At 68.1% G+C, this 22,698-nt stretch carries 21 protein-coding genes; 8 read left to right on the top strand and 13 right to left on the bottom strand.

Annotated features, from left to right (window positions below; all coding sequences use genetic code 11):
- Nucleotides 1–284: 284 nt before the first annotated feature.
- Complete coding sequence (locus QM638_RS02305; protein WP_415140317.1) at nucleotides 285–2,042, bottom strand: P-loop NTPase fold protein; 1,758 nt, start codon at nucleotides 2,040–2,042, stop codon at nucleotides 285–287.
- Between the two features lie 506 nt (nucleotides 2,043–2,548).
- On the opposite strand from QM638_RS02305, the gene QM638_RS02300 reads away from it, so the two are divergent.
- Nucleotides 2,549–2,920 (top strand): sulfate permease, encoded by a 372-nt coding sequence (locus tag QM638_RS02300; protein WP_415140316.1) that lies wholly within the window; start codon nucleotides 2,549–2,551, stop codon nucleotides 2,918–2,920.
- 64 nt (nucleotides 2,921–2,984) lie between these two features.
- Here the strand turns inward: QM638_RS02300 and QM638_RS02295 are convergent, their stop codons facing one another.
- The 6 genes from QM638_RS02295 to QM638_RS02270 form a co-directional block, all read right to left on the bottom strand.
- Nucleotides 2,985–3,428 (bottom strand): hypothetical protein, encoded by a 444-nt coding sequence (locus tag QM638_RS02295; protein ID WP_415140315.1) that lies wholly within the window; start codon nucleotides 3,426–3,428, stop codon nucleotides 2,985–2,987.
- A gap of 70 nt (nucleotides 3,429–3,498) precedes the next feature.
- Nucleotides 3,499–3,996: a hypothetical protein gene (locus tag QM638_RS02290; protein ID WP_415140314.1), complete on the bottom strand. Its 498-nt coding sequence runs from the start codon at nucleotides 3,994–3,996 to the stop codon at nucleotides 3,499–3,501.
- Between the two features lie 74 nt (nucleotides 3,997–4,070).
- Nucleotides 4,071–7,655, bottom strand: a complete 3,585-nt coding sequence (gene mobF, locus QM638_RS02285; protein WP_415140330.1) for a MobF family relaxase — start codon at nucleotides 7,653–7,655, stop codon at nucleotides 4,071–4,073.
- 550 nt (nucleotides 7,656–8,205) lie between these two features.
- Nucleotides 8,206–8,556: a VOC family protein gene (locus QM638_RS02280; protein ID WP_415140313.1), complete on the bottom strand. Its 351-nt coding sequence runs from the start codon at nucleotides 8,554–8,556 to the stop codon at nucleotides 8,206–8,208.
- Between the two features lie 60 nt (nucleotides 8,557–8,616).
- On the bottom strand, nucleotides 8,617–9,024 hold the full coding sequence (locus QM638_RS02275; RefSeq protein WP_415140312.1) for a carboxymuconolactone decarboxylase family protein: 408 nt from the start codon (nucleotides 9,022–9,024) through the stop codon (nucleotides 8,617–8,619).
- A complete protein-coding gene (locus QM638_RS02270; protein WP_415140311.1) occupies nucleotides 9,021–9,428 on the bottom strand; it encodes a MerR family transcriptional regulator in 408 nt (135 codons plus the stop codon). Before QM638_RS02270 ends, QM638_RS02275 begins: the two co-directional genes overlap by 4 nt.
- Before the next feature lie 854 nt (nucleotides 9,429–10,282).
- On the opposite strand from QM638_RS02270, the gene QM638_RS02265 reads away from it, so the two are divergent.
- Complete coding sequence (locus QM638_RS02265; RefSeq protein WP_415140310.1) at nucleotides 10,283–11,068, top strand: alpha/beta fold hydrolase; 786 nt, start codon at nucleotides 10,283–10,285, stop codon at nucleotides 11,066–11,068.
- 409 nt (nucleotides 11,069–11,477) lie between these two features.
- On the opposite strand, the gene QM638_RS02260 is transcribed toward QM638_RS02265, so the two are convergent.
- Nucleotides 11,478–11,843, bottom strand: a complete 366-nt coding sequence (locus tag QM638_RS02260; protein WP_415140309.1) for a MerR family transcriptional regulator — start codon at nucleotides 11,841–11,843, stop codon at nucleotides 11,478–11,480.
- 117 nt (nucleotides 11,844–11,960) lie between these two features.
- Between QM638_RS02260 and QM638_RS02255 the strand changes: the two genes are divergently transcribed.
- Nucleotides 11,961–12,791 (top strand): aldo/keto reductase, encoded by an 831-nt coding sequence (locus QM638_RS02255; protein WP_415140308.1) that lies wholly within the window; start codon nucleotides 11,961–11,963, stop codon nucleotides 12,789–12,791.
- Nucleotides 12,792–12,882: 91 nt separating this feature from the next.
- On the opposite strand, the gene QM638_RS02250 is transcribed toward QM638_RS02255, so the two are convergent.
- Complete coding sequence (locus QM638_RS02250; RefSeq protein ID WP_415140307.1) at nucleotides 12,883–13,353, bottom strand: MerR family transcriptional regulator; 471 nt, start codon at nucleotides 13,351–13,353, stop codon at nucleotides 12,883–12,885.
- A gap of 69 nt (nucleotides 13,354–13,422) precedes the next feature.
- Between QM638_RS02250 and QM638_RS02245 the strand changes: the two genes are divergently transcribed.
- The 5 genes from QM638_RS02245 (at nucleotide 13,423) to QM638_RS02225 (ending at nucleotide 18,045) form a co-directional block, all read left to right on the top strand.
- Nucleotides 13,423–14,391: an oxidoreductase gene (locus tag QM638_RS02245; RefSeq protein WP_415140306.1), complete on the top strand. Its 969-nt coding sequence runs from the start codon at nucleotides 13,423–13,425 to the stop codon at nucleotides 14,389–14,391.
- 175 nt (nucleotides 14,392–14,566) lie between these two features.
- Nucleotides 14,567–15,448 carry an alpha/beta fold hydrolase gene (locus tag QM638_RS02240; RefSeq protein ID WP_415140305.1) on the top strand — a complete coding sequence of 294 codons (882 nt, stop codon included), beginning with the start codon at nucleotides 14,567–14,569 and terminating at the stop codon, nucleotides 15,446–15,448.
- Nucleotides 15,449–15,870: 422 nt separating this feature from the next.
- Nucleotides 15,871–16,107, top strand: a complete 237-nt coding sequence (locus QM638_RS02235) for a hypothetical protein (RefSeq protein ID WP_415140304.1) — start codon at nucleotides 15,871–15,873, stop codon at nucleotides 16,105–16,107.
- Entirely contained in the window at nucleotides 16,100–16,567 is a 468-nt protein-coding gene (locus QM638_RS02230; protein WP_415140303.1) for a Clp protease N-terminal domain-containing protein, read from the top strand. Before QM638_RS02235 ends, QM638_RS02230 begins: the two co-directional genes overlap by 8 nt.
- A complete protein-coding gene (locus QM638_RS02225; RefSeq protein ID WP_415140302.1) occupies nucleotides 16,567–18,045 on the top strand; it encodes an MDR family MFS transporter in 1,479 nt (492 codons plus the stop codon). The genes QM638_RS02230 and QM638_RS02225 overlap by 1 nt, the downstream gene beginning before the upstream one ends.
- Here QM638_RS02225 and QM638_RS02220 read toward each other — a convergent pair.
- From QM638_RS02220 to QM638_RS02205, 4 genes are read right to left on the bottom strand one after another with little or no spacing between them, the layout of a single operon-like run.
- The gene (locus tag QM638_RS02220) at nucleotides 18,017–19,408 is read right to left on the bottom strand and encodes a nucleotide disphospho-sugar-binding domain-containing protein (RefSeq protein WP_415140301.1); all 1,392 of its coding nucleotides are present in this window, start codon (nucleotides 19,406–19,408) and stop codon (nucleotides 18,017–18,019) included. The two genes, QM638_RS02225 and QM638_RS02220, sit on opposite strands and share 29 nt — an antisense overlap.
- Nucleotides 19,409–19,439: 31 nt before the next feature.
- On the bottom strand, nucleotides 19,440–20,012 hold the full coding sequence (locus tag QM638_RS02215) for a PadR family transcriptional regulator (RefSeq protein ID WP_415140300.1): 573 nt from the start codon (nucleotides 20,010–20,012) through the stop codon (nucleotides 19,440–19,442).
- A gap of 54 nt (nucleotides 20,013–20,066) precedes the next feature.
- Nucleotides 20,067–21,113, bottom strand: a complete 1,047-nt coding sequence (locus QM638_RS02210; RefSeq protein WP_415140299.1) for a LacI family DNA-binding transcriptional regulator — start codon at nucleotides 21,111–21,113, stop codon at nucleotides 20,067–20,069.
- Nucleotides 21,114–21,118: 5 nt separating this feature from the next.
- The gene (locus QM638_RS02205; RefSeq protein WP_415140298.1) at nucleotides 21,119–22,681 is read right to left on the bottom strand and encodes an alpha-amylase family glycosyl hydrolase; all 1,563 of its coding nucleotides are present in this window, start codon (nucleotides 22,679–22,681) and stop codon (nucleotides 21,119–21,121) included.
- Nucleotides 22,682–22,698: the final 17 nt, after the last annotated feature.

Here is a 22,698-nt window from a genome sequence, read left to right as displayed (position 1 = left end):
CCGCACCTCCTGCACCTGCACCGCGGCGGCCGGGGACACGGGGGCGAGGAATGGTCGGGACGACATTTCCTCTGGTGGCCGGGTCGTCGCGCCAGAGGGCATCGATGAGTGCTTGCCCGACGCGGTCGAGGTCGGACGCCGGTTGCGCCGGCTCAAAGAGCTGGTCGGACGGTTGGGTAGGGTCCGAATCGCCAGTACTGGCTCCGGTGTCCCCTGAGCCGAGGTCTGACCATGCGTCTCGGAAGTCGTTCCATTCGGCGGAGTTGCTGCCGCCGTACGCGCCGCTAGTTCCCATCGAGTTGGTCAATCTCGTCACGCGCCGCAGTCTGAGTCGAAGGGTGCAGCGTGGTGTCCTGAGCCGCGCGTCGCACCAGCTCAACGAGCGCGGATCGCCCGCTCGTCCCGAGTTCGACGACGGCACCTGGGGTCAGACGTGCTCCCCAACAGTGGGCCTCGACTCCGGCTGCCGCTGCCTGCTCCAGCGCGGGCGTCTTCCCCACCCAGAGAACGGCGCCCCGGATCACCGCTTCGGCGTCCTCCATGCGTTTGGTCGTCGCGAACAGAACATCCAGGGCTGCCAGCTGTTCGTCCTCGCCGCGCTCGCTCAGTGAATTGGCGGCCACATTCCGTGCAGCTTCGCTCTCACCCAGTAAGTCATTGATGAGCGCGAGCACCTCGTCGGAGACCTGGGCGCCCATGCTGACGTTGATCAGGCTCGCCGCGAGGGTGAGATATTGGTCAAGTTGGTTCTCGCTGCGGAGAGACGGGGGCGCGGCGGCCCACTCCTTCGTCGCCTGGTCGATGCCCTCTGGGAGAGTCGCGTCCTCACCCTCCTCACCGGAGGGGTTCGCCCAGGCCTCCCACCGGGCGACAAAGGTCTTGCGCTCTTGGACCGGCGCCGCCGCCAAGGTGTTGAAGGAGGTGCGGTGGAGTTCTTCGAGCAGCAACATTTTGATCATCACGGCCGGCGGGATTGTGACGCCGCGAGCGCGGGCGATGGATTCCCGGACACCGAACGCGTTGAGGAAGCGCTTGATCTGGCGCGGATTCGAGCGACGATCGGCACTCAGGCCTTCGGCAAGCTGGGCCGCCAGCGCGAGATCGTCCTCGGCTGGTTTGACGGCCAGTCCTTCGAAGTCGTGCAGCAGCGGGGTCTGATGGGCGTTCCGTCGCGCGCGGACGTGCGCCGCGAGGGCTTTCAGGTCCGTCTCCTTCATCGAGCGGCCGGCGATCAGGAGGCCGATGTAGGCCTCAGCGTCGGTGGCGGACAGCCGCGGTAGTGCGATCGGGAGCTGAACGATCTTCTCCAAGTAGCGCCTGGCAAAGATGTCGCCGCGGCGAGCACCATCCAGGCTGACCGAGATGGCATCCCGAACCATGTCCTGATCGGCTGCCAGGACGAACACCATCTTCTCGGTGGAGAGAAAGAGCTTGATCGCCTCAAGAGTCGCCGTCACTGCATCCGGCAGGCAGCGATCGAGGTCATCGACAAGGACGACTACGCGCTCGACGTTCGGTATCAGTGCGAGCAACTCCTTGTAGGCATCGTTGAAGCCCGCCATCGAGTCCGGCCCGCCCGGGTCCTTGGGCTGGAAGATGTCAGCTACCTGCTGCGGGTCGACCTGAAAGGTCAGCGCTCCCTTGGCGATGGCAACCGCTGCACGGCTCCAGCTGATGCGTCCCAGCAACTCCTTCGCCTTCGCTGCGACCTTGGCCCTGATCCCCGGATCGGGGATCTGAATCTCGATGCCGTGCAAAATCTCAGAGATCAGCGTGCCCTTGACGTCCACCTGATCGTCGTAGGCCCACGGGTTGGTTGAGACGACGAAGCAGGTGTCGTCGTCCTTGAACTCAGCCTCGATCAGCTTCAGGATCGTGGACTTCCCGCCACCCCAAGGGCTCTGCACTGACAGCGTCAGCGGATGGATGTTGCGTTCGCGGACCGCAGCGGCAATCGGCTCAACCACAGCGTCGAACCCGAGGAGATCCAACGTGCTCGGGTTGTCGTCCCAGAGCCGGATCTGCGGAGGTGCCTCCGCCATTGCCTGCCTCGCTCTCTGGCGATGGCTCGGCTGCGCGAACTCGCCCGATGGTCAGAGATCCATGTCGTGGACCATTATCTCGAACCACATCCCGCAGGCATGGGACGACACGACCACGCGCGAAGGGCGCTCGCAGGTCAGGGGCCAGGCAAGATCTCGAACGACCCAGACTCGTCCGATCACCACGCGATCTCGTGGGCGTGCTGGGTCCAGACCCGGGATGCGATCGAGGCTCCGAGACCATCGAGGCTGGAGCGGATGGCCGACCGGTCGTGTATGTGAGACCGCGTGGCGATGCGCGACGTCCACGGGCGCGAACGCTAGCCACCGACCCTCCGGCGCGCTCGGTCGGACGCTTCCCCACTGTCGGAGGACGGGGTTAACATGAGGGTGTAGGCGGCTTCTACCTACTAGGCCATCGCCAGATGCGAGGGCATGACTGAACAGCATCGCTGGACAGTCCTTCGAGATTCCTTGTCGCCGGACTCTTGGAGAGGACTGTCGACATGTTCCGGTTGATCTGGATCGCCAGCGTGTACACCCGCTACTTCCTGCGGCGCTACATGCCCACCAACATCGCGCTCGATGCGATCCGCACCCGTCGCGGCCTCAAGTGGGGCATCCCCGCCATGCTCCTGGGGGTGCCGTACCTCTACGCGGCGAGCATTGTCCGTGTGCTCCTCGACAACGGCGCCCCGGGCTGGCTCAACCTCCTGGTACTGCTGTTCATCTGGAACGCGATGAAGTTCGCCATCATGGGGCCGATCAGCCTGGTCCTCCTGCTCCGCGTCCGCATCTATGAGGCAGCCGACCGCCGCCGTATGCGGAAGCAGCAGACCGACTCGGTGGTGTACGCGCGGGCCGAGTCAGTGGGCTGAGCGCCACGACCTACACGGCGTTGGTCGTCCAGCGCGGAGCCACTCCCGTAGATCCGGCGACGAATCAGAACAGCGTAGGAGCGTCGTCCCGGGCCGCGGCGGGTCGTGTCCCGAACGCGGTGACGGGTGGCAAGCGGCGGGAGCTTGGCTGCTCCCGATCGCTCGGGAGATGGTGCACGAGGACGGCTTTCACGTCGCTCCACAGGTCGGGCCGGTCGAGGTGGGCGTCCTTCTCGCAGTCCAACGCGAGGTCGTGCAGGAACTGTGCGCGACGGGCGGGGGTCGACATCTGCTCCTCGTAGAATCCGTGGATGTTGTAGTGCGCGATGAAGCCGAAGTAGCCGTGAGTCGACAGGCCGAGATACAGCGCGCGGGTGAATCGCTCGCGGGGGAAGTCGTCGGCGATGAGCCGCAGCAATGAGTTCACGAACCTCGCCTTGCGCTCGGGCGTGCCGCTGTCCCAGCCGGATGTCTGGAACTGCTCGGCGCGATACCGCGGTAGGGCCATCGCGCCACCTCCGTCCGCACAGGGATGGGAGTCCCTTGCAGACAGGTGCGCACATCGCCCCGGATCGCCGTCAGGCCCCGGTGATCGGTGGTAACGGGGCTGGGTTGAGGGGGCCTTCGAGGGTCGGTGTCGGTCCGCTACGGACGATGCGGAACTGCGGCGTGCTCTCGTTGATACGGGCCGATGTGGCGGGGTCGAACGGCGCGAGCGTTCCGTCTTCGGCGACGGCGCGCTCGCCGTAGCGGGCACCGACGGCGACGAGAATGGTGCCGGCAATGTCGGCCTCCGGCCAGCGCACAGGACCGAGGTGACCGGTGACCTCCAGGAGACCACCGGCGGCGACCTTGGGCACGGCGCGAATGTAGCCGGAGGCGTAGCAGGCTCCGCCGGACTCGACGACGAGCCGCTGGCGGATGATCCCGGCCGTGACCAGCGTCCCACCGGGCAGGACATGGACGCCTCCGTAGGCGGCGCCGAGCAGCCGGGTCGGTCGGGTAACGCGGAGCAGCGCATGTTGATCGTCGTAGAGGATCAGTTCGTCGCCGGTGTCGCGGGTGCGCTCCGTCATGCTTCTCCACGGTAGCCGGACTGCCCGCTCACCCGGCCGCACCGTACCTGCGTACATACGGAGCCGAGGGCCGTTCAGAGCCGGTGACCTTGGTCAGGCCGCGGGACATTCCGTCTCGTTCCGGCGTCGTGGGCCGCTTCGCCGACTGCCCGAGCTCGGCGGAGTGCCGCGCGGGCTGCGCGGTACTCGGCGGCTTGCTGCGCCTTGGTGATGTCTTTCGGGTTGCCCAGCGGCGCAGGGCCGGCGATGTCGTACCGGTGTCGGTAGAGCGCGACCGTGGTGGCATGACCGAGCCATGCTCCGCGGGTGTTAGGGCTGGTGCTCGGACGACCGATGCGGGCCGTCCAGGCTTCGCCAGTGTTGAGCGCATCGTGAAGGGCTCGACGTGCAGCCGCCTCGATAAGAGCCTCGCGTTCCGCCAGCGCCTTCTGCACGTCGTCGGAGACTGGCTCGGCGGGTCGTGGGATGAGCCCGGCGACTCGGCGCGGCGCGGTGCGGCCTGGTGGGAGTTTCTCGGTGGCTTGGTCGATGCGCGTGGCGAGTTGGGCGGCGGGGTCGTCCTGGCCCTCCCCTGGTGTGACGCTGGCTGCGAGGGCGGTGAGAATCGCGGCGACGCTGTGGCCGGCGGCTTCGTGTCGGCCGAGGGCGCCTTCGAGGTGTTCGTAGTAGGGGCTGGTGAACACGTCGTCGGCGACGTTCTCCGCGAACGGCGCGACATCGAGTAGCACCGCCCACCGGTCGTGCTGCGCCTCCGCGGCGAGCAGGTCGTACTCATCCAGCAGCGTGGACAGGGAGGCGTGCCGGTCGACCTCGAGTTGCCGGGTCTCGGTGGCGGACAGGTCGGCGTCGCTGCGGGCGAGCACCCGCGCCAACTGCTCGACCCTGGTCAACGGCTCGGGCTGGTCGAGGTGGGGTTCGACCTCGTGCGGGTCGGGCTGGATGACGTAGGCGTGGTTGGCCTGGCGGCCGCGGGTGAGGGCAACGTAGAGCAGTTCCCGGGATTCCCATTCGGGGTCGATGAGCGCGTGCGCGGTGTCCACGGTCGCGCCCTGAGCCTGGTGAGTCGTGGAGGCGTAGCCGAGTTCCAGGTCGTCGCTGACGTACTCGGCGGGCAGCCGCAGCGCCCGGCCGTGTGGGATGTCGCGCTTGCCGAGCCGGCGCACGGCGAGGGAGTCGTCCGAGTAGCGCTGGGTGATCTGCCAGCGGTCGCCGTTCTTCACCCATCCGCGCCCACTGGTGGTCAGGCGGCGCTCGTTGCGGCGGGTGACGACCAGATCACCGACCCCGGCGGCCGTGCCGTCGTGCAACGCCACGCTCTCCGGCCGTACCTGGCCGGCGGCGATGAGGTCGGCGCGGGCGCGCTGGTTCAACTCCGCGACCGCCTCACCGTTCCCGGCGATCATCAACGTGGACAGGCCCGCGTCCCGATCATGCTGCCATGCCTGGTAGACGGCATCGAGCATCGCCTCGGCTCCGCCGTCGTGCAGCCGTCCATGCTCGTCGTAGGTGTCGAGGATGTCGGGGTTGCCGTGGCGCAGGGCGAGGCTGGCGGTCTTCTCCCACGTCGCGGTGAACCGGCGCACGTTGGTCAACTCCGGCACCGTGCCGTGGTGCTGGCGTCGATGGCGGACGAGCATCCCGAACGCGCCACCCGTTTCCACCGCGGACAGTTGTGCCCAGTCTCCGACGAGCACGACCTTCGCCCCGACCTGGGCGGCGTGGGTGGTGATCTTGTCCAGGGCGAGTGTTCCGGCCAGCGAGGCTTCGTCGATGAATACGAGCTGGCCCGCGTGGAGGTTCCAGCGACCCTTGCGGTGTTCGTAGAGGAACTTGGCGGTGTTTTCCGCCCGAACATCGAGGCTGTCGCCGAGGACTTCGGCGGCGGCGGCGGACGGCGCGAGTCCGATCACCGAGTCTTTGCCGTGCGCGGCGGTCCAGGCCCGGTGTAGGGCGCGCAGCGCCGTGGTCTTCCCGGTCCCGGCCGGCCCGACGAGCAGGTCGAGGGTGAGCGCGGATCGAGCGATCGAAGTGATCGCCGCTGCCTGGTCCGCAGCGAGCCGGACCCCGTTGATCTTGCGGGATGTGTGCCGGGCGACCAGCCGCGCCGACAGGACAGGCGAGGTCTGCTTCTCCGAGTAGCGCAAGAGGCGGGTCTCGGCGTCCAGGATGGCTTGACTCGAATACGTCACCTGGTCGGCGGTCTGGAATCGGTTCGACCCGTCCGGCAAGACGTAACTGTCGGGGACGGACCGGTCGTATTCGGGGGTGAGTCGGAGGGACGCTTCTTCGGCACGGGCGACGATCTGGTCGAGCACGGCGGTCCGGTCGCCAGAGCTGGCGAACCGAACCCCCATGAGCTGTCTCATGGCCTCGGCGTGCAGGTTCCAACGGGTCCAGGTCGCGCGCCGGTCGCTGACCTCCATCAACACGACCGCGGCGAGGTCGGCGACCTGCTCTGCGTCGAGGTCGGCGGCGCGCAACCGGGTCTCACTGGCCCCGTGCGCGAGAAGGTGTTGCGCCCAGGTGGTCGAGTCCTCACCGAGCACCGCAGTCGCGCGGTCTCGCCACTGCGCGGTCAGTTCGGCCAGCGAATGCAACTGCTTCTCCGGCCGTGTCTGCAAGGTGGCCTGCTGGCGCAGCTTGGCGACCGTGCGCGCTGAGGGCGCGTGACCGTGCTCGGCGACGTACTCGGCGATGAGCCGGTCCTTGACCTGCTCGATCCCCTCCGCCCCGTCGTCGCTGCTGCCGGTGGTGCGGCGGGAGAACTCCGCCAACAGCGCGGAGGGCACGCCGTCGATCTCCCAGCCCGTGTTGCGGTCCTTGCCCCGGTCCACCGGCCCCCAGGAGACACCGAGCAGCCGGGCGGTGTGGTCGGTCAGGAACGCGTTGTAGGACGCCGACAACGCGACGGTGGCGCGGTGCAAGGTGCGGGAGTCCAGCGTCCGCCACCGCCCGTCGACGCCCTGGACCTTGTTCGAGACCACGAGATGGGTGTGCAGCTGCGGATCGGCCGCGCGGGAGTCGTAGTGATCGAACGCCGCGGCGATCACCCCGACGATCGGCATCCGGGCGATTCCTCCATGCCCGACCCGCGTCGCCGCGACCCGTTCCTCCAACAGCGCGAGGGTGTCGCGCATCGCTGCGTGATGGGCCTGCGCGATCAACGCTTGCGTTCCCGCGTCCGCAACACCCCACACCGCTGAGACAGACTTCGGCGGCGAGAACGTCAGGTCGAACCCGGCAACCGCGGTCTGCGGCTTCTTCGCAACCTCTTCCTCGCGGATATGGTCGATGGCTTGCGTCCGTTGCGCACCAGTCAGTTCCGGGTCCAGGCGTGCAACCCTGGCCGCAATCCGCTCCTGTGGGGATTGCAACCGCGGGTACGGCGACCCGAGCTTGTCGCCGGTCACCGGATGGACGCCCTCGCCGAGTAGCCGGGCCAGGTGTTCCTCGGTCACCGTGTCGCCGGCCGCGAGGGTCAAACCCTGCCCGGTGCCCAGGCTCGGCAGACCCGTGCCCAGCCACGTTCCTGGAGGACAGCCGGACTCGGTGTAGTAGCGGGTCAGCGGGGTGCCCCTGTCGCGGTCGCCGTCGCCGGCAGCGACCGACTTCAACAGGTATTCGTAGCCGCGGCCCGACGACATCACCCGGATCGTCATTACCACGGCAGGCCCTCCCCGAGACGGGCTCGGGAAGGGCCGCCTCAGCGGCCAGGTGCGCCCCGGCGCACCGATAGCACCCTTGGTGCCAACCGTGTGGGTGACTCCGACGGGCCCGGCGAAAGGGCATCGCCGGGCATCGACCATGCGACGGCTACAGCCAGCAGAACGGTGTCGATCTGGAAGAGGCGTGGCAGAGTAGCAGAGGGCGAAGAAACGACGGCGCCGGAAGCAGCTGGCGCAGCACCGCTGCCGGACTGACACGGTCGAGGTTCGCGAGCCAAGATCCCTGGATTGCCCGGACTTCGCCCAGGAGCTGCACCGCTGACCCTGGCCCGCGGGTCTCTCTACGTCTGGATGGGCACGAGGACCCGTGCCGGCCGGTTGTCTCGTCGGCCTCGTCGACCATGAGGACCGCGACCGTCGCGCGGGAGGCGTGTGGGGGCCAGAACGGCATCGGGCACTCCGCCAGCGGAGCGTTGGCGCTCTGCGTACTGACGTCTCCCACCCGCAGGTCGGGCGCGTGGAACACCGTCGCGCCGCCCCCGGCTCAGGTGCGCTGGATGTATTCGAGCACGTTGCCGTCGGAGTGCTGGGCGATCAGCCGCGGCCCGTTCGGACCGGCGGCCGGACCTTCGAGGAGTTTTCCGCCTGCGCTTTCGATGGTCCGGGCTACCTGGTCGATGTCGCGGACGGCGATCGTGGCGGCGTGGGAGCGCACGTGTTCGTCCGCCCCTTCGATGAGGAGGAACAGGCCGACCTTCGCCAGGCGGAGACTACGGAAGGCGAAGGCGTGCGGTTCCTCGCCCGTGAGCGTGCGGTAGAGCGGGAGCGCGGAGTCGATGTCATCGACGTAGACGCGAGCGAGCGCGTCGAGGGGATTGGGTTGATCGGTGGTCACGCTTCACGGCAACGTCGCCCGTCGACCCGGTTGTTCCGAGCGGGTGCGTTCGGCGGGGTGTCAAGCGATCGGCAGGAGGCCACGCGCGGTGAAGACCTTGCGGGCGATGGCGACGGCGTTGAGTGCCCGGGGGAAGCCGCAGTAGACGGAGGCATGCAGGAACGCCTCGATGATCTGTTCAGGTTGCAGGCCGACGTTAAGGGCTGCGCCGACGTGCACTTCCAGTTGCGGTTCGCAACCCCCGAGCGCGGTGAGCATGCCGAGGGTGACGAGTTGGCGGTCACGGGGTTCCAGGTCGGGCCGGGCGTAGATGTCACCGAAGCCCCAGGCGACGATCTGGTGGCCGAGCTCGGGCGCGATGTCGGCCAGGGCGTCGATCACCTTCACCCCGGCCTCACCGTCGATGGCGTCCAGGACGCGCTTGCCCGCCTCGAATCGTTCCGCTCGCGCGGTGTTGGTGTCAGTCATCGATGTTCTCCGTTCAGTTCGGCGTCGGTGAGCATCTGCGCATAGGTGTCGACTTTGGCGCGCAGCGCCCGCTCGTGTCCGCGCAGCGCGGCGATCTGCTCGCGCAGGCGGTCGTGATGCTCGGCCAGCAGTTCCATGCGGGCGCGTAGCGAGGCGTCGCCCTCGGCGCGCAGGACGGCGTACTCGCGCATCCGGGCGATCGGCATCCCGGTCTCGCGCAGGCGCAGCAGGAACCGCACCCACTCCACATCGCCAGGCTGATACCGACGCTGGTTCCCGCCGTTGCGGGTCACAGCCTGAATCAACCCGGCCCGCTCGTAGTACCGCAGCGTGTGCCCGGAGACGCCGGTCACCGCAGCCATATCGGCCACGGTCAGCCCGTCCGGGTGCTTCTCCTCTGTCACGCCACCCACCGTAGAACTTAGAGCGCGCTCTAAGTCCAGTCCTCGACCTGCAAGAGACGTGGTGGCTCTGAGGGAGGGCGAGACGAAGGCTACGGCGGAGGTCGGGCGCGGCGCAGTCAGCGGGTGCAGGAGGCGCAGCGAGCACCTAGCAGGCGACCAGCCCGGCATCGAGTACTCGGCACGGGGCGGCGAGACGCTGGATCAGGTCAAGGCGCGACGCGGGACGATCGCGCTGAGCCATCAGGCGATCGACCTCGTGACCAGGCACGGCAGGCAACCCTCGCCCGGAGTGACATTCGCCGTGATCGAGGAGTTCTTCGACGCTGGGGACGCTATGCCCCCGCCATCGCCCGATGGGAGCGCATCACCGGACGACCAGCCTCGGCTGCCGCGATCCTGAACGAGCACGCCGGGCCCGGCCAGCACTGGCCTTCGTGGAATGGCTCCTGGGTCTTCCCGCTGTATGGGTCACCGACCCGAGCCTCAGGCTGACGCGCGCACAGCAACTCACCGCACTCGGCAACGGAGTGGTTCCGAGACGAGCGTCCCAGGCACTGGTCGCCCTTCGCGACGGGGAGCGCCGAGACCGCTAACCGGCGGTGTGACCTGATGAACCTTCATGCCGCGGTGGGAGTGGTCGCGAATAACAACGCTTCGTCAGGCAAGGACGCGTTCCTGGAGTCTTGTGAGAGCTTCGCGGTCGTGGTCCAAGGTGTCCATGCGGTCGTCGGCGGACGCGAGATGTCGGCGCGGGTCCCGCGACGTGCAGACCGAGGCGCGCGCCCGGCGGTTCCGCCTGTCTCGACGTCACGTGCTCGCTGCTGGATGTCGGTGGTCGGTGTGACGATGGGCGCGTGGCATACGCGATGGCAGGCGATGGAGCGAGGTTGTGGTTCTCGGCCAGGCCGGGCTCTGAGGACGCGGGACTGCCGGTGGTCTTGGTCGCGGGGCTGGCGCTGGATCACCACGGGTGGGACTCCGCCGTGGCCGACTTCGGGGAGCGCACGGTGATCGTGTTCGATCATCGCGGCACGGGCGAAAGCGACGACCTGTTCCCGGAGGCGTGGTCGACGCGAGACTTCGCCCGCGACGTCCTCGCAGTCCTGGATGCCGCCGGCGTCACACGCGCCCATGTGTACGGTCATTCGATGGGCGGGCGGATCGCGCAATGGCTCGGCGCCGAGCATGCGGACCGCGTGGCCTCGCTGACGCTGGGAGCGACAACGGTGGGTGGCCCGGGAAGCATCCCTCGCCCAACCCACGCGTCAGAGGCGTTGACGACGGGCGGTGCCGCTCTGACGGCGCTGTTCTATCCCGACGCGTGGATCGCCGAGCACGCGACCGAAGCGGGCAGCGTGATGCCCGCCCCGACCTCACCAGAGGCGATGAGACATCATCTCGCCGCGGTCGCACTGCACGACGGCCCTGCCCTTTCCGCCATCACCGTGCCAACCCTGGTCATCCACGGCGACGAAGACCAGCTCGCGGTCCCAGAGAACGCCGAGCTCCTCGCCCAGAGCATCCCGGACGCACGGCTCGTCCTACTGTCCGGCGCACGCCACGCCTACTGGGCCGGAAACCCCGACGCCCACCAGCAGGTCCGCGCGTTCCTCGCCGAACACGACCCCACCGCGACCTGACGAGCCTCTCGACGCGGTCGCCGACCTCCAGAGCCGCGGCCCATCACGCGGCGACCTGCCCACTCGTCGTGCGATGACTTCGTCGCCCGACCTGCATCAGCAGGCGAAGACCGCCGCGCGAGGCGTCGCGCCGGTGCGCGGATGGCCTCGATGTTCGAGTTCCCCGGACCCATCTGGAGGCAGATGGCCCTTGGCGAAGCGGGCGGACGCATGCGCTTGTCGGATAGACACGGCTCGGTGGATCGCGACGTTGATCCGCGGGTTCCCATGTCGGTTCGACCTCACCCCCTCGCTGTTGCCGAGGGACGCGAACATCGGCCCACATCTGGGCTGCTCCGATAGTTGCGGCGCCTCGGCCTTGACGCGCTCCTCTTACTCGCGTTGAAAGAGCAGGAATGCTCGCGCTGCGTCAGGCAAGGACGAGGTCTTGGAGCTGCGCGAGGGCTTCACGTTGCTGGTCCAAGCTCTCGATGCGGTCCTCGACAGTCGCGAGATGCTGACGCAGGTATCTGGTGACGCAGGGCTCAAGGCTGGCGCCTTGATCGGTGAAGCAGGGCATGAGCTTCGCGATCACCGACAGTGGCAGGCCCGCCTCCAAGAACATGCGGATGCGTCGAACGGTGGATTCCGCCTCCTCAGAGAAGCGGCGGTGGCCGGCGCTCGTACGCAGCGCGGGGAGGAGACCGGACTGCTCGTAATGGCGCAGCGACCGCACGCTCGCGCCGGTGCGTCGGGCGAGTTCCCCGATGCTGAGCGAGTCATTCGACAGGCTCATCCGTTCCTCCTCTTGCACCTGACACTGGTGGCAGTTCCTAGCGTCTGAATCATGACGACATCGACCAACCCAACACCCACCGCTGCCGAGACGTTCCTGATCGGCGGCGACCTGCCCGTGCGCCGCATCGGCCTGGGCACCATGCGTCTCACCGATGGCACCGACGACGGCACCCAGGAAGGCGCCCGCATCTGGCGCGCCCCGGCCGACCCCACCGATGCGATCGCGCTGCTACGGCGCGCTGTGGAACTCGGCGTGCAACTCATCGACACCGCCGACTCCTACGCGCTGGGCGAGAACGAGGCGCTGATCGCTCAGGCGCTGCACCCCTACCCGGGCGACCTCGTGATCGCGACCAAGATCGGGAATCTGCGGCCGTCTCCTGAGGAGTGGGTGCCGCTCGGCCACCCCGGCTACCTTCGCCAGCAGGTCGAGTTGAGCCTGCGCCGCCTCCGCGTGGACACCATCGACCTGCTCCAGCTCCATCGTCTCGACCCGGCATACCCGATCGCGGAGCAGGTCGGCGCGCTGGCCGAGCTGCGCAAGCAGGGCAAGATCCGGCACCTCGGGCTGTCCGAGGTGACCGTGGATCAGGTAGAGGAAGCTCGCCGCACCGCACCGATCGCGGCGGTGCAGAACATCTACAACCTCTCCACCAGAGACCACGATCCCGTCATCGACCACACCGCTGCGGAAGGGATCGCGTTCCTGCCCTACTTCCCGCTCGCCACCGGCGAACATGCCCGCCCGGGCGGAGCGCTCGACGTTATCGCCGCCCAGCTCGGTGCGGAGCCGTCCCAAGTCGCCCTGGCATGGCTGCTCCACCGCGCTCCGAACGTGCTGCCCATCCCCGGCACGACCTCGATCGCGCACCTCGAACAGAACCTCGCCGCCGCGAGGTTGCAACTGACTACGGAGCAGTATCCCGACATCGAGGGAGCCGCGTAGCCAGATGCCGAGCGAACCAGGTAACCGACGCCGGCGGCCAGCCGGATCAGGACCCGGGCCCAGCTCTGCGCCCAGTGCACTCCGCCTGAGGTCAGGCAGGAGAGAGCCGGCTCGGATTCCTCATGGTGCTGGGGGTTGCTGTGCCGGCGATGGTCGGGTCCCAGAGCCCGATGGCCTCGCCATTGCGGAGGTGCTGTTCGTAGACGTCGGTTTTCCAGGCGATGACCTCCCGCGCCTGCTCCAGGGCGTTGATCTGCTGGTCGACCCGCTCGCGCTGTGCGTCGAGCAGGGCCAGACGCTCGGCCTCGTTGCCCGGGCCTTCACGCACCAGCGCCGCGAACCGCTTGAGCTCGGCCAGTGGCATCCCGGACTCGCGAAGCCGGGTGCAGATACGCAGCCAGTCCACGTCGATCGCGCTGTAACGTCGCCGCCCGCCCGAGGTGCGCCCGATGGGCCCGACGAGGAGCTGCTCGCGTTCGTAGAAGCGCAGCGCGTGCACGCTCATCCCGACCGCCTCGGCAACCTCCCCGATCGTGAAAGTCCGCTCGCCGCCCGCGCTCACTCGTGCTCCGTCCACACGCCGTCCAATGAACTTGACCTTGAGGGAACTCTAGCTTCTAGCGTCGGACTCGTGGGCGTGAACGAACAGCATCCTGTGGGCTCCGGCTTCACCGCGGCCAGCACCGCGACCGAGGTCATGGCGGGCATCGACCTGACCGGCCGGACGGTGCTGGTCACCGGCGGCTACTCCGGTCTCGGACGGGAGACGACCATCGCGCTCGCAACCGCAGGCGCCCGGGTCCTCGTGCCCGCACGACGGGCAGATGCCGCGCGGGCGGCTCTTGCCGGCATCGCCGGGGTCACGGTGCTCGATGACGTCGACCTCGCCGACCTGGCAAGTGTCGCCCGGGTCTCCGATCACCTGATCGATACCGTCGACGGGATCGACCTGGTGATCGCGGCAGCCGGGGTCATGGCGACCCCGCGACGGCCGGTCGGCCCCGGCTGGGACTACCAGCTCGCCGTCAACCACTTCGGCCACTTCGCGCTCATCGCCCGACTCTTCCCGCTGCTGGCTGCCCGGGGCGCCCGTGTCGTGGTCTACTCCTCCGCCGGCCACCACGCCTCGGACATCCGCTGGGACGACCTGCACCTCCTCGCCGGCTATGACAAGTGGGCCGCCTACGGGCAGTCCAAGACGGCGAACGTGCTCTTCGCCGTACATCTGGATCAACTCGGGCGAGGTGAGGGTGTGCGGGCGTTCGCGCTGCACCCGGGAAAGATCATGACCGGCCTGCAACGCGAGCTGCCCGTCTCCGAGCAGGTCGCGCTCGGCTGGATCGACCAGACCGGGACGGTCGTCGGCGAGGACTTCAAGACCCCGAGCCAAGGAGCGTCCACGGGCCTGTGGGCCGCAACCTCGCCCCTGCTCGACGGCGCGGGCGGCCTCTACCTCGAAGACTGCGACATCGCCCGCCTCGCAACGCCGACCGGCACGATGGACGACGGCGGAGTTCAGCCATACGCCCTGGACGACGAGGCCGCCACGCAGCTCTGGCGGATCACCGCCGCGGCCACCGCCACAGGAGTCGTTCGGTGATCCGACATTCCTGCCAACGCGGGACAGACCCTGTACCTCCGACATTGGCGCCGCGCACACGGGTTCCTCGACCGCCTCCCGGCAGACTGAGCACCATGAGCGAGCGTCAGCGAGCGATCGTCGGACTCAGGCCGTCGCGTCCGTACCCTTGCCCTTCCTCGACCGAGGCGGCGCGATGAGCGACTCTGACTCTGCCCCGTCGGCGTCCGCAGACACCACACCGCGCCGCCACCTCGTCGCACGCGAGGACGGCACCCGCTTCGCGGTCACGGTGCATCCGGCCGCCGGCGGGCCGAGCACCGGCGGGTCGGTCGTGCTCGTCGTACCGGCGATGGGCATGCCGGCCGGCTACTACAGGAGGCTCGCCACCGCACTCGCCGGGACCGGTTGGTCGACGGCGGTGATGGAGCAGCGCGGACACGAGGAGTCCGGCGGCAGGTCGCCCGGCTGGCGCTACGACTTCGGCTACGCCGACCTCGTCGACGACGTCGACGCCGCCGTCGATCTGCTGACCAGGGACGGCGCCGAGGTCTACCTCCTCGGCCACAGCCTCGGCGGCCAGGTCGCCAGCGCCTTCGCCGCGAGCCACCCCGATCGGCTGGCCGGCCTGATCCTGGTCGCTGCCCCGTTGCCGTACTGGCGCGACTACCACCCCGCCTTCCTCCCGGTCAGCCAGCTCATGGGTCTGGTCCCACGCGTGGTCGGCCACTTCCCCGGCCGACAGCTGCGCTTCGCCGGGCGAGAGGCGCGCGGGGTGATGGCCGACTGGGCGCGGCTGGCCAGGACCGGCAGGCTGGCATTCGGACGTCCGCGGGTCGACCACGGACCGGCACTCGCCCGCCTCGAGCTCCCCGCGCTCGTCGTCTCAGTCAGCGGCGACACCCTCGCACCACCCACCGCGGTCGACCGGCTCGCCGCGATGATGCCCGCGCTTGACATGCAGCGCCGCCACGTCGAAGCCGACGGGATCGACCACTTCCGCTGGGCCCGGCAGCCGGAGTCGGTGGTGCCTTCGATCGTCGGCTGGCTCGAACAGCGGTCACTTCGACAGGCATAAGTCTCAGCGGCGCCCCGCGGGGTGTCCGGCGTGTCGCGCGATGCTCGCGGCTGAGAGATCCGCAGATAGGCAATCGCCTGCTACGCGTCCCCTACCTGCGGAACTTCTGAGTCACCTATTGGGGCCGCTGTGACGCAAGTGTGGTGGTGATGATCTCGGCGGCCGTAGTCGGTCCGTCGTATCGTTCGATCACGCGTTGGAGGTCGTGGGCGCGGCTGGTGTATCGGGGACTGTCGAGCACGGCGTGGGCGAGCCGCGGCTCTGCGCGCGCTTCGCAGTAGATGAGCGGGCCGCGGTTTCGTGGTGAGCGACAGAACCCTGAATGGACACGGGGCGCCCCGTTGGCGCCTTCGTACCCCGGCCGCGTTCGCTATAAGCAAGACAGATTGACAAGGTCGTCCTTGTCAAGTTCACTTGCTTATGTGAGCGACAAGAGACCACCTCAACTGAGCGAGATCGCCGATGGACTCGCGTCTGTCGTGGCGCTGCGTCAGCGTGCGGATCAACTGGAGGCCGTCGAAGTCGAGCGGGCGATGCGCGCCGGCTGGACCTGGTCACAGGTCGCCGAAGCACTCGGGGTGACACGGCAGGCCGTTCACCAGAAGCACGCCAAGCGCCTGATCGAAGCAGGCGTCGACCTTAGGAGGCGCCATGTTTGACCGACTGACCGACGAGGCCCGGTGGGTTGTCCGTCGCGGGCAGGACCATGCTCGCGCGACCAGCGCCACAACGATTGAATCCGAGCATCTGCTCGTTGCGCTCAGTGAGCGGGAGGGCACCCGAGCACAGCGCGTGCTTGTCGATGCGGGCCTGACCGCAGAGCGCCTACGGGGACTCATCGACCAGGAGCGCGACCGTAGCCTCCGTTCCGCCGGTATCGAGCCGAGCCCGATCCCGGTTTCCCCCTCGGCGTCCTCGCTGGCACTTGCGACCTCAGCGAAGAACGTGCTGCGTCGCGCGGTCGTCCGCTCGACACGGGGAAAGACGAAAGGAATCGACGCTACGAGGCTGTTGCGTGCCGTGCTTGACCAGGAGGCAGGCACGGTCCCGCGGCTGCTCGCGCTGGCTGAGGTGGATCAGTCCGCACTGCTCGCCGCTCTTGGAGAAGAGGATGCCTGATGGCGCGCAGGAAGGCGCTGGCTGTCGAGCCACTGCCGCGGAGTCTCATCCGGGTAATCGTGGTCGTGATCCTTGGCACGTTCATGATCCAGATGGACGGGACGATGGTCGGTGTCGCGCTGAACACCCTGCGCGACGAGTTCGCCGTGGACGTTCCGACGGTGCAGTGGGTGACTACTGGCTATCTGCTGTCGATGACGATGGTGATCCCCGTCACCGGCTGGACGGTCGATCGGTTCGGCGCTCGCCGCATGTGGATGTTCGCCCTCGCGATATTCGGGTTGGCCTCTCTGGCCTGCGCCCTGTCATGGTCGGCGCCGGTGCTCATCGTCGCTCGGATCATCCAAGGGCTAGGCGGTGGGATGTTGCTGCCGCTCGGACAAGCTCTCCTCGCACAGGCTGCCGGTCCCGACAAGCTCGGACGCGTCATGGGTGCTATTGGATTGCCTGCGATGCTCGGTGTCGTCCTCGGCCCTGTCGCCGGTGGCGCGATTGTCACGGGTCTGGGCTGGCGGTGGATGTTCATCATCAACCTCCCGATCTGCGCCGCCGCGCTGATCGCCTCCGCGAGGTACATGTCACGCCAGCAGAGCGCAGAACTCCGCGTCGGCCGAGCAGGCCTCGATGTGCTGGGGTTGTGCCTGCTCTCGCCCGCGCTCGCTGGCATCGTCTACAGCCTGTCCCGGGCCGGTTCCCTCGGCAGGTTCGATCAGGCCGAAGTCGTGATTCCGCTGCTCGCTGGGGGGATCCTGCTCGCCGGCTTCGTCATCCACGCGACCACGACCCGCGTCGAACCGTTGATCGACCTCCGGCTGCTCAGAGCACGCAGCTTCAGCTCCGCATCCGGCGTGATGTTCCTCTTCGGTCTCGCCATGTTCGGTATCGCGCTCATCGTGCCGCTCTACTTCCAGGCCGCCAGAGGGTGGTCAGCACTACACGCCGGACTGCTGGCCCTTCCGCAAGGCATCGGCATGGCCATCGCCTTGATGATCGGCGGACGCCTCACGGACCGCACCGGTCCTCGGTGGATCGTTCTGGTCGGTGTGGCGCTCACGCTGCTCGGCCTTGGAATGCTCACCCAGGTGGGCGAACAGACCTCGCAGCCGTTCCTGGCCCTCGCAGGCTTCATCGCCGGCATCGGTCTCGGAGCCACTACCGTCCCCGCCCAGACCGCCTCCTACCGCGACGTGGACCGAGCTGCAATCCCACGAGCAACGAGCGCCGTGCGCATCTTCCAGCAACTCGGCGGCTCCCTCGGCGCCGCGATCCTTGCCGTGGTGTTGCAGACCCAGATCGCCGCCGTCGCCTCCGACGGAGGAGCGCCGGCCGCGATAGCCGCAGCTTTCGGACAGACGTTCGTGTGGGCCCTCGCACTCGTGGCCGTCGCATTCATACCCGCGTTGTTCCTGCCCGCGACCCCGGCAACGCGACCGGACAACCGAGATGCGACTACGGAAAGGAGCGAAGCGGATGCCTAGCTACCGAGTCCTGATTACGGCGGAAGAGGCCGACGGACAATCCCGGACCTTTAAGAAGAACGTGCGCGCATACCGAGCAGAGGATGCGGTTGACATCGCCTGTGCTGGGCTTGCAGTCCACCGAGACATCGACCGTTCCGAAGGACCCGCGGGAACCTGGCAGTCCCAAGCACGCGGTATCCGGTCCGTCGTATCGTTCGATCACGCGTTGGAGGTCGTGGGCGCGCCTGGTGTATCGAGGATTGTCGAGCACCTCGTGGATGGCCGCCTTGATCTCGGCGGCGGACAGTCCCCGTCCGGGCAGACGCCGGGCGCACCCCCATCGTTGGAACAGGTCGATGTTCCATTGCTGCTCGAAGTGGCCGGGAATGCCGATGATCGGGGTCCCGACCGCCGCGGCCTGATACAGCGAGCCGATTCCCCCGTGGCAGATGACCAGATCGGCGAGTTTGGCCATCTCGCTGCCCGGTGCGACGGCTGCGATGTGCACGTTGGACGCGGATGGCAGCGACGCGATGTCGATGTGCGGGCCAACGGTGAACACTGCGGTCACCGGCATCGCTGCCAGTGCCTCGACCAATGTCGATGCGACCCAGTCTGGGCCGGTGCTACCGAACGTCGCGTACACCAGCGGCACGTCTCGCGGTCGGGTCGCGATCTCGGGAAGGTCGCCTTCGCCGGGCCAGACGAGTGGGCCGATGAACGGCAGGTCGGCAGGGAACCGGGTGGCGTCGAGGAGTTCCTTGACGTCGGTGACCAGTCCGATCTGGCCCCGAAAGAGGTCGGCAGCGTGTGCGACCGGTGGCGTACCGAAGCGGGCGGCAAGACGGTTCCACTGTTCGCGGAACGGGTCGCCGACGCCGCGGCGATGACGCCGCGCGACCTCCCGCTCCAGCAGTGGCGCGGGCAACCTGCGGGCCCACCGAGGCACCAAGCCCTCGGGAGCGCTGAGCCGACTACCGTAGAAATAGGTCGTCCACGTCGCGCCCACGATCCCGACATACGGCAGGTTCGCCACGTGTGTCGAGATGCGCAGCGTGGGTCGACAGTCACCGATCACCACCGCCGGGCTGAGGTCTGCGAACAGGCGCACCTCCGCCTTGACGTGCTCCGCGGCCTGCTCGACCGCGTCCTGCGCGGGAGTCTCGCCCTGGAACACCCGAAGACTCGCGATGTCGGTCGATGGCAGGTCGATCACCTCGAACCCGGCGCCGCTCGCAAGGTGCGTCAACACTCCGCCACGGCCTGCGAACGCGACCTGAGTCCCACGGTCCCGGACCGCCTCGGCGATCGCGACGGAGCGGGACACGTCTGCATAGCCGTCGCTGAACGGCGCGAACAGCGCCAGGTCGCCTGACTGCATGCCAATGACCATAACACCTAAAGTTTAGGTATCAGTGATTAGCCGCGGGCAGCAGCCGTTCGGCCACGGTGTCCCACCAGCGCAGTTCGGCGGCGGTGATCTCGACCCCTCCGTCGATGATGAGGGCACCGAATGCCGCCTTGCGCGCCACGTCTGAGCCCTCCGGCAGAGCCGCGAGCATTCCGTTCGCGTCCGCCCGCTGCCGTTCGATGCCGCTCAGCTGTTCACGCAACTGGTCCCTACGGCGGTCGATGAGCAACCGAAGGTCGGCGGCGGGCAGTCGCCAGCCGAAGAACAGCCGGATCATCGCCGGGTGCCGGAACGCCGGTGCCCGGGCTGGTTGCCGAAGCCAGTCGTCCAGTGCGCGCTCGCCTTCCGGCGTGATTCGGTATACCTGCCGTCCCCGTGAGCCTGGCTGGTCCGTCGAGGTCACCAAGCCGGCGGCCTCCAACTGTGTCAGCGCCGGGTAGATCTGACTGTCCGCGGCGGCCCAGAAGTTGGCGACCGTGTCGGCCGCCACGCGTCGCAGGTCGTAGCCGGACGCCTCGCCGAACGCGAGGAATCCGAGCATGGCGTACGCAGAGGGACTCAACCGGGGTTCCACGGACGAAGGTTACTCATCACCGGGCGCAGCCACCCGGGGAAGTCTGGCTTGTCGTCAGAGTCTGCGTTGCCGGGTGGTTCCGGAGATGTGGAGCTCCCACGTAAGGCTGGCGTTCCCGGGTGTGTCGCCGAGAGCGATGCCCGCGGCCAGGCGTCCTTGTTCGTGGAGGTCTTGCTTGATCGTGGTGATGCCTCGATCGAGGGCTTCGGGGATGGCGTCGAACCCGGTGAGGCTGACTTTCTCCGGGATGTCGAAGGCCTGCTGGTTCAGGTAGGTCAGGGCGCCGAGCGCGATCTCGTCGGACATGCAGATGATGGCGTCGGTGGCGGGGTGCTGCTCCATCAGCTCCTTGGCTGCGCCCTGGGCCCGGGTGCGGTTGTTCTCGCTCAAGATCAGGCACGGGGTTTGGGCGGGGTCGAGGTGGGCGTCTTTCAGGCTTGCTCGTATTCCGTCGAGGCGGGCTTGGGTGACCGGTAGGACGGCGGTGATGGCGGTCAGGCTCGCGGTGGCCGGCTGGCGAGCGGGATCGGTGGGAAACGCTATGACGGCGGGGCGTTCGGCTCCGTGCAGAGCCTCGGCCGAGACGGCTCGTGCGGCCGCCCGGTCGTCGATGCTGATGCAGGTCGTCCCCTCGATCGCGGGTCCGCCCTGGATCGCGATGGGCAGGCCGGTTGTGACTGCTTCGGCGAGGGTGGGGTCGTCCGGGGCGGTTGTCCAGAAGACGTAGCCGTCGATGTCTGCCGCGGTAATCGTTGCGGCGGGGTCCAGGTGCGCACTCGTCGGTAGCAGGACCATGCCTTTGCCTGCGGCGGCGCACACCTCGGCGACGCCGGCGAGGAACTGGGTCGCGCCTGGGTCGCGGAAGGCGTAGCTGAGGTGCTCGCTGACGACGACACCGATCAGACCGCTGTTGCCGGTTCGCAGCGTTCGGGCCGCGCGATGGGGGCGGTAGCCGAGTTCGGCCGCCGCGGCCTGGATCCTCGCCCGGCTGGCCGCGGAGACGCGGTCGGGGCTGGAGAAGGTGTAGGAGGCGACCATGACGGACAGTCCGGCCTTGGCGGCGACGTCCTTTAAGGTGGGGCGTCTGGCGGGTTGTGACACGTTCATCAGGCTAGTTCGATGCGGCGCACGGTGAGTCCTTCCAGCGGCGCGAGCCTGATGTCGCCGTCGGGCGGCAGCCGACGCCGCGCCCGGTCGGTGCTCAGCAGCAGTTGGGCGGCTGCTCCGGCCCGATATCTGGCCGGTTGTGTCGCGAAGTTGAGCACGGTGTCATAGCTGCCGGTGGTGGTGCGGTTGCGCACTCGCAGCAGACGGGGCGCCGGCCGGTCGACGCGGTGAGGCGCCACAGGTCGAGCCAGGTGGTCGTGCCGAAGCTCGATCAGGCGTCGGTAGTAGTGCAGCGTGGAGTCCGGGTTGCGCAGCTGTGCGTCGACGTTGAGCCGTGACGCGGCGCGGGTGATCGGGAGCCACGGGTCCCCGGTGGTGAAGCCGGCACCGGGTCCGGTCGATGCTGGGTCGTTCCACGGGATGGGGGCACGTTGGGGATCGCGGCCATTGCGGTCCACGACGCGGTCGGCTGGGATGTCGGCGTCGGGTAGTCCGAGTTCTTCGCCCTGGTAGAGGAATGTGGTGCCTCGAAGTGTCATCAGGAGCATGGCCAGCAGTTCGGCGCGGGCCAGGCCGTGGCCGTCGCCGTCCAGTCGGCTGGCCAGGCGTGGCTCGTCGTGGTTGGAGAAGAACCAGGCCGCTCGATCCGGGTCGGGAACCAGCGCGGCGTACTCGGTGAGGATGCCGTGCAACGCCTGTGATTCGGCCGCGGCCCTGGCGAACACGAAGTTGTGGGCCAGGTGCAGTTCGTCGTCGGCGAGGTAGGGCACGAGTTGGGCCTGATCGAACAGCCAGGTCTCGCCCACGGCGACCGTGTCGGGGTAGTCGTTGAGCACCCGGCGCACCTGGGCCAGCCGCGGATGGATGGTGGGCCAGTCCTGCTGACGCACCGGATGCCCGTCGATGTTGTTGCGCAGCAACGGGTCTTTGCCCAGTCGATTGATCGAATCGAGGCGCACCCCGTCGATCCCGCGGTCGAGCCAGTACCGCAGCACCTGTTCTTGGGCCTGGACGACGGCAGGGTTGTCCCAGTTCAGGTCGGGCTGCTGCGGCAGGTGCGAGTGCAGGTACCACTGGCCACTGCCGTCATCGAAGGTCCATGCGCGGGCTCCCGGCGGGAACCCCGCCGTCCAGTTGTTCGGGGGCCCGCCCTCGGGCGAACCCGGAGTCGGGCCGTCGCGCCAGACGTAGAAGTCCCGCATCGGACTCTCCCGCCCCGCCCGCGACTGCTGGAACCACGGGTGCCGGTCGCTGGTATGGCCAAGAACGATGTCGAACAGCACCTTGATCCCGCGGGCGTGGGCGGCCTCGATGAGGTGCTGGGCGTCGTCGTCGCTGCCGAACAGGGGGTCGACGCCACAGTGATCGCTGATGTCGTAGCCGAAGTCGACCATCGGCGAGGTAAAGATCGGCGAGAGCCACAGCGCGTCCACCCCCAGCCAGGCCAGATAGTCCAGCCGGTCGACCAGCCCGGGCAGGTCCCCGACACCGTCACCGTCGCTATCGGCGAAGCTGCGCGGGTAGACCTGGTAGACGACCGCTTGATGCCACCACGAGCTCATCTGTGTAACGATACATG

It is taken from the genome of Nocardioides sp. (assembly GCF_047606145.1).
Classification (GTDB): Bacteria; Actinomycetota; Actinomycetes; order Propionibacteriales; family Nocardioidaceae; genus Nocardioides.
The sequence above is the reverse complement of the archived record's forward strand: the minus strand, read 5'-3'. Positions and strand labels throughout refer to the sequence as shown.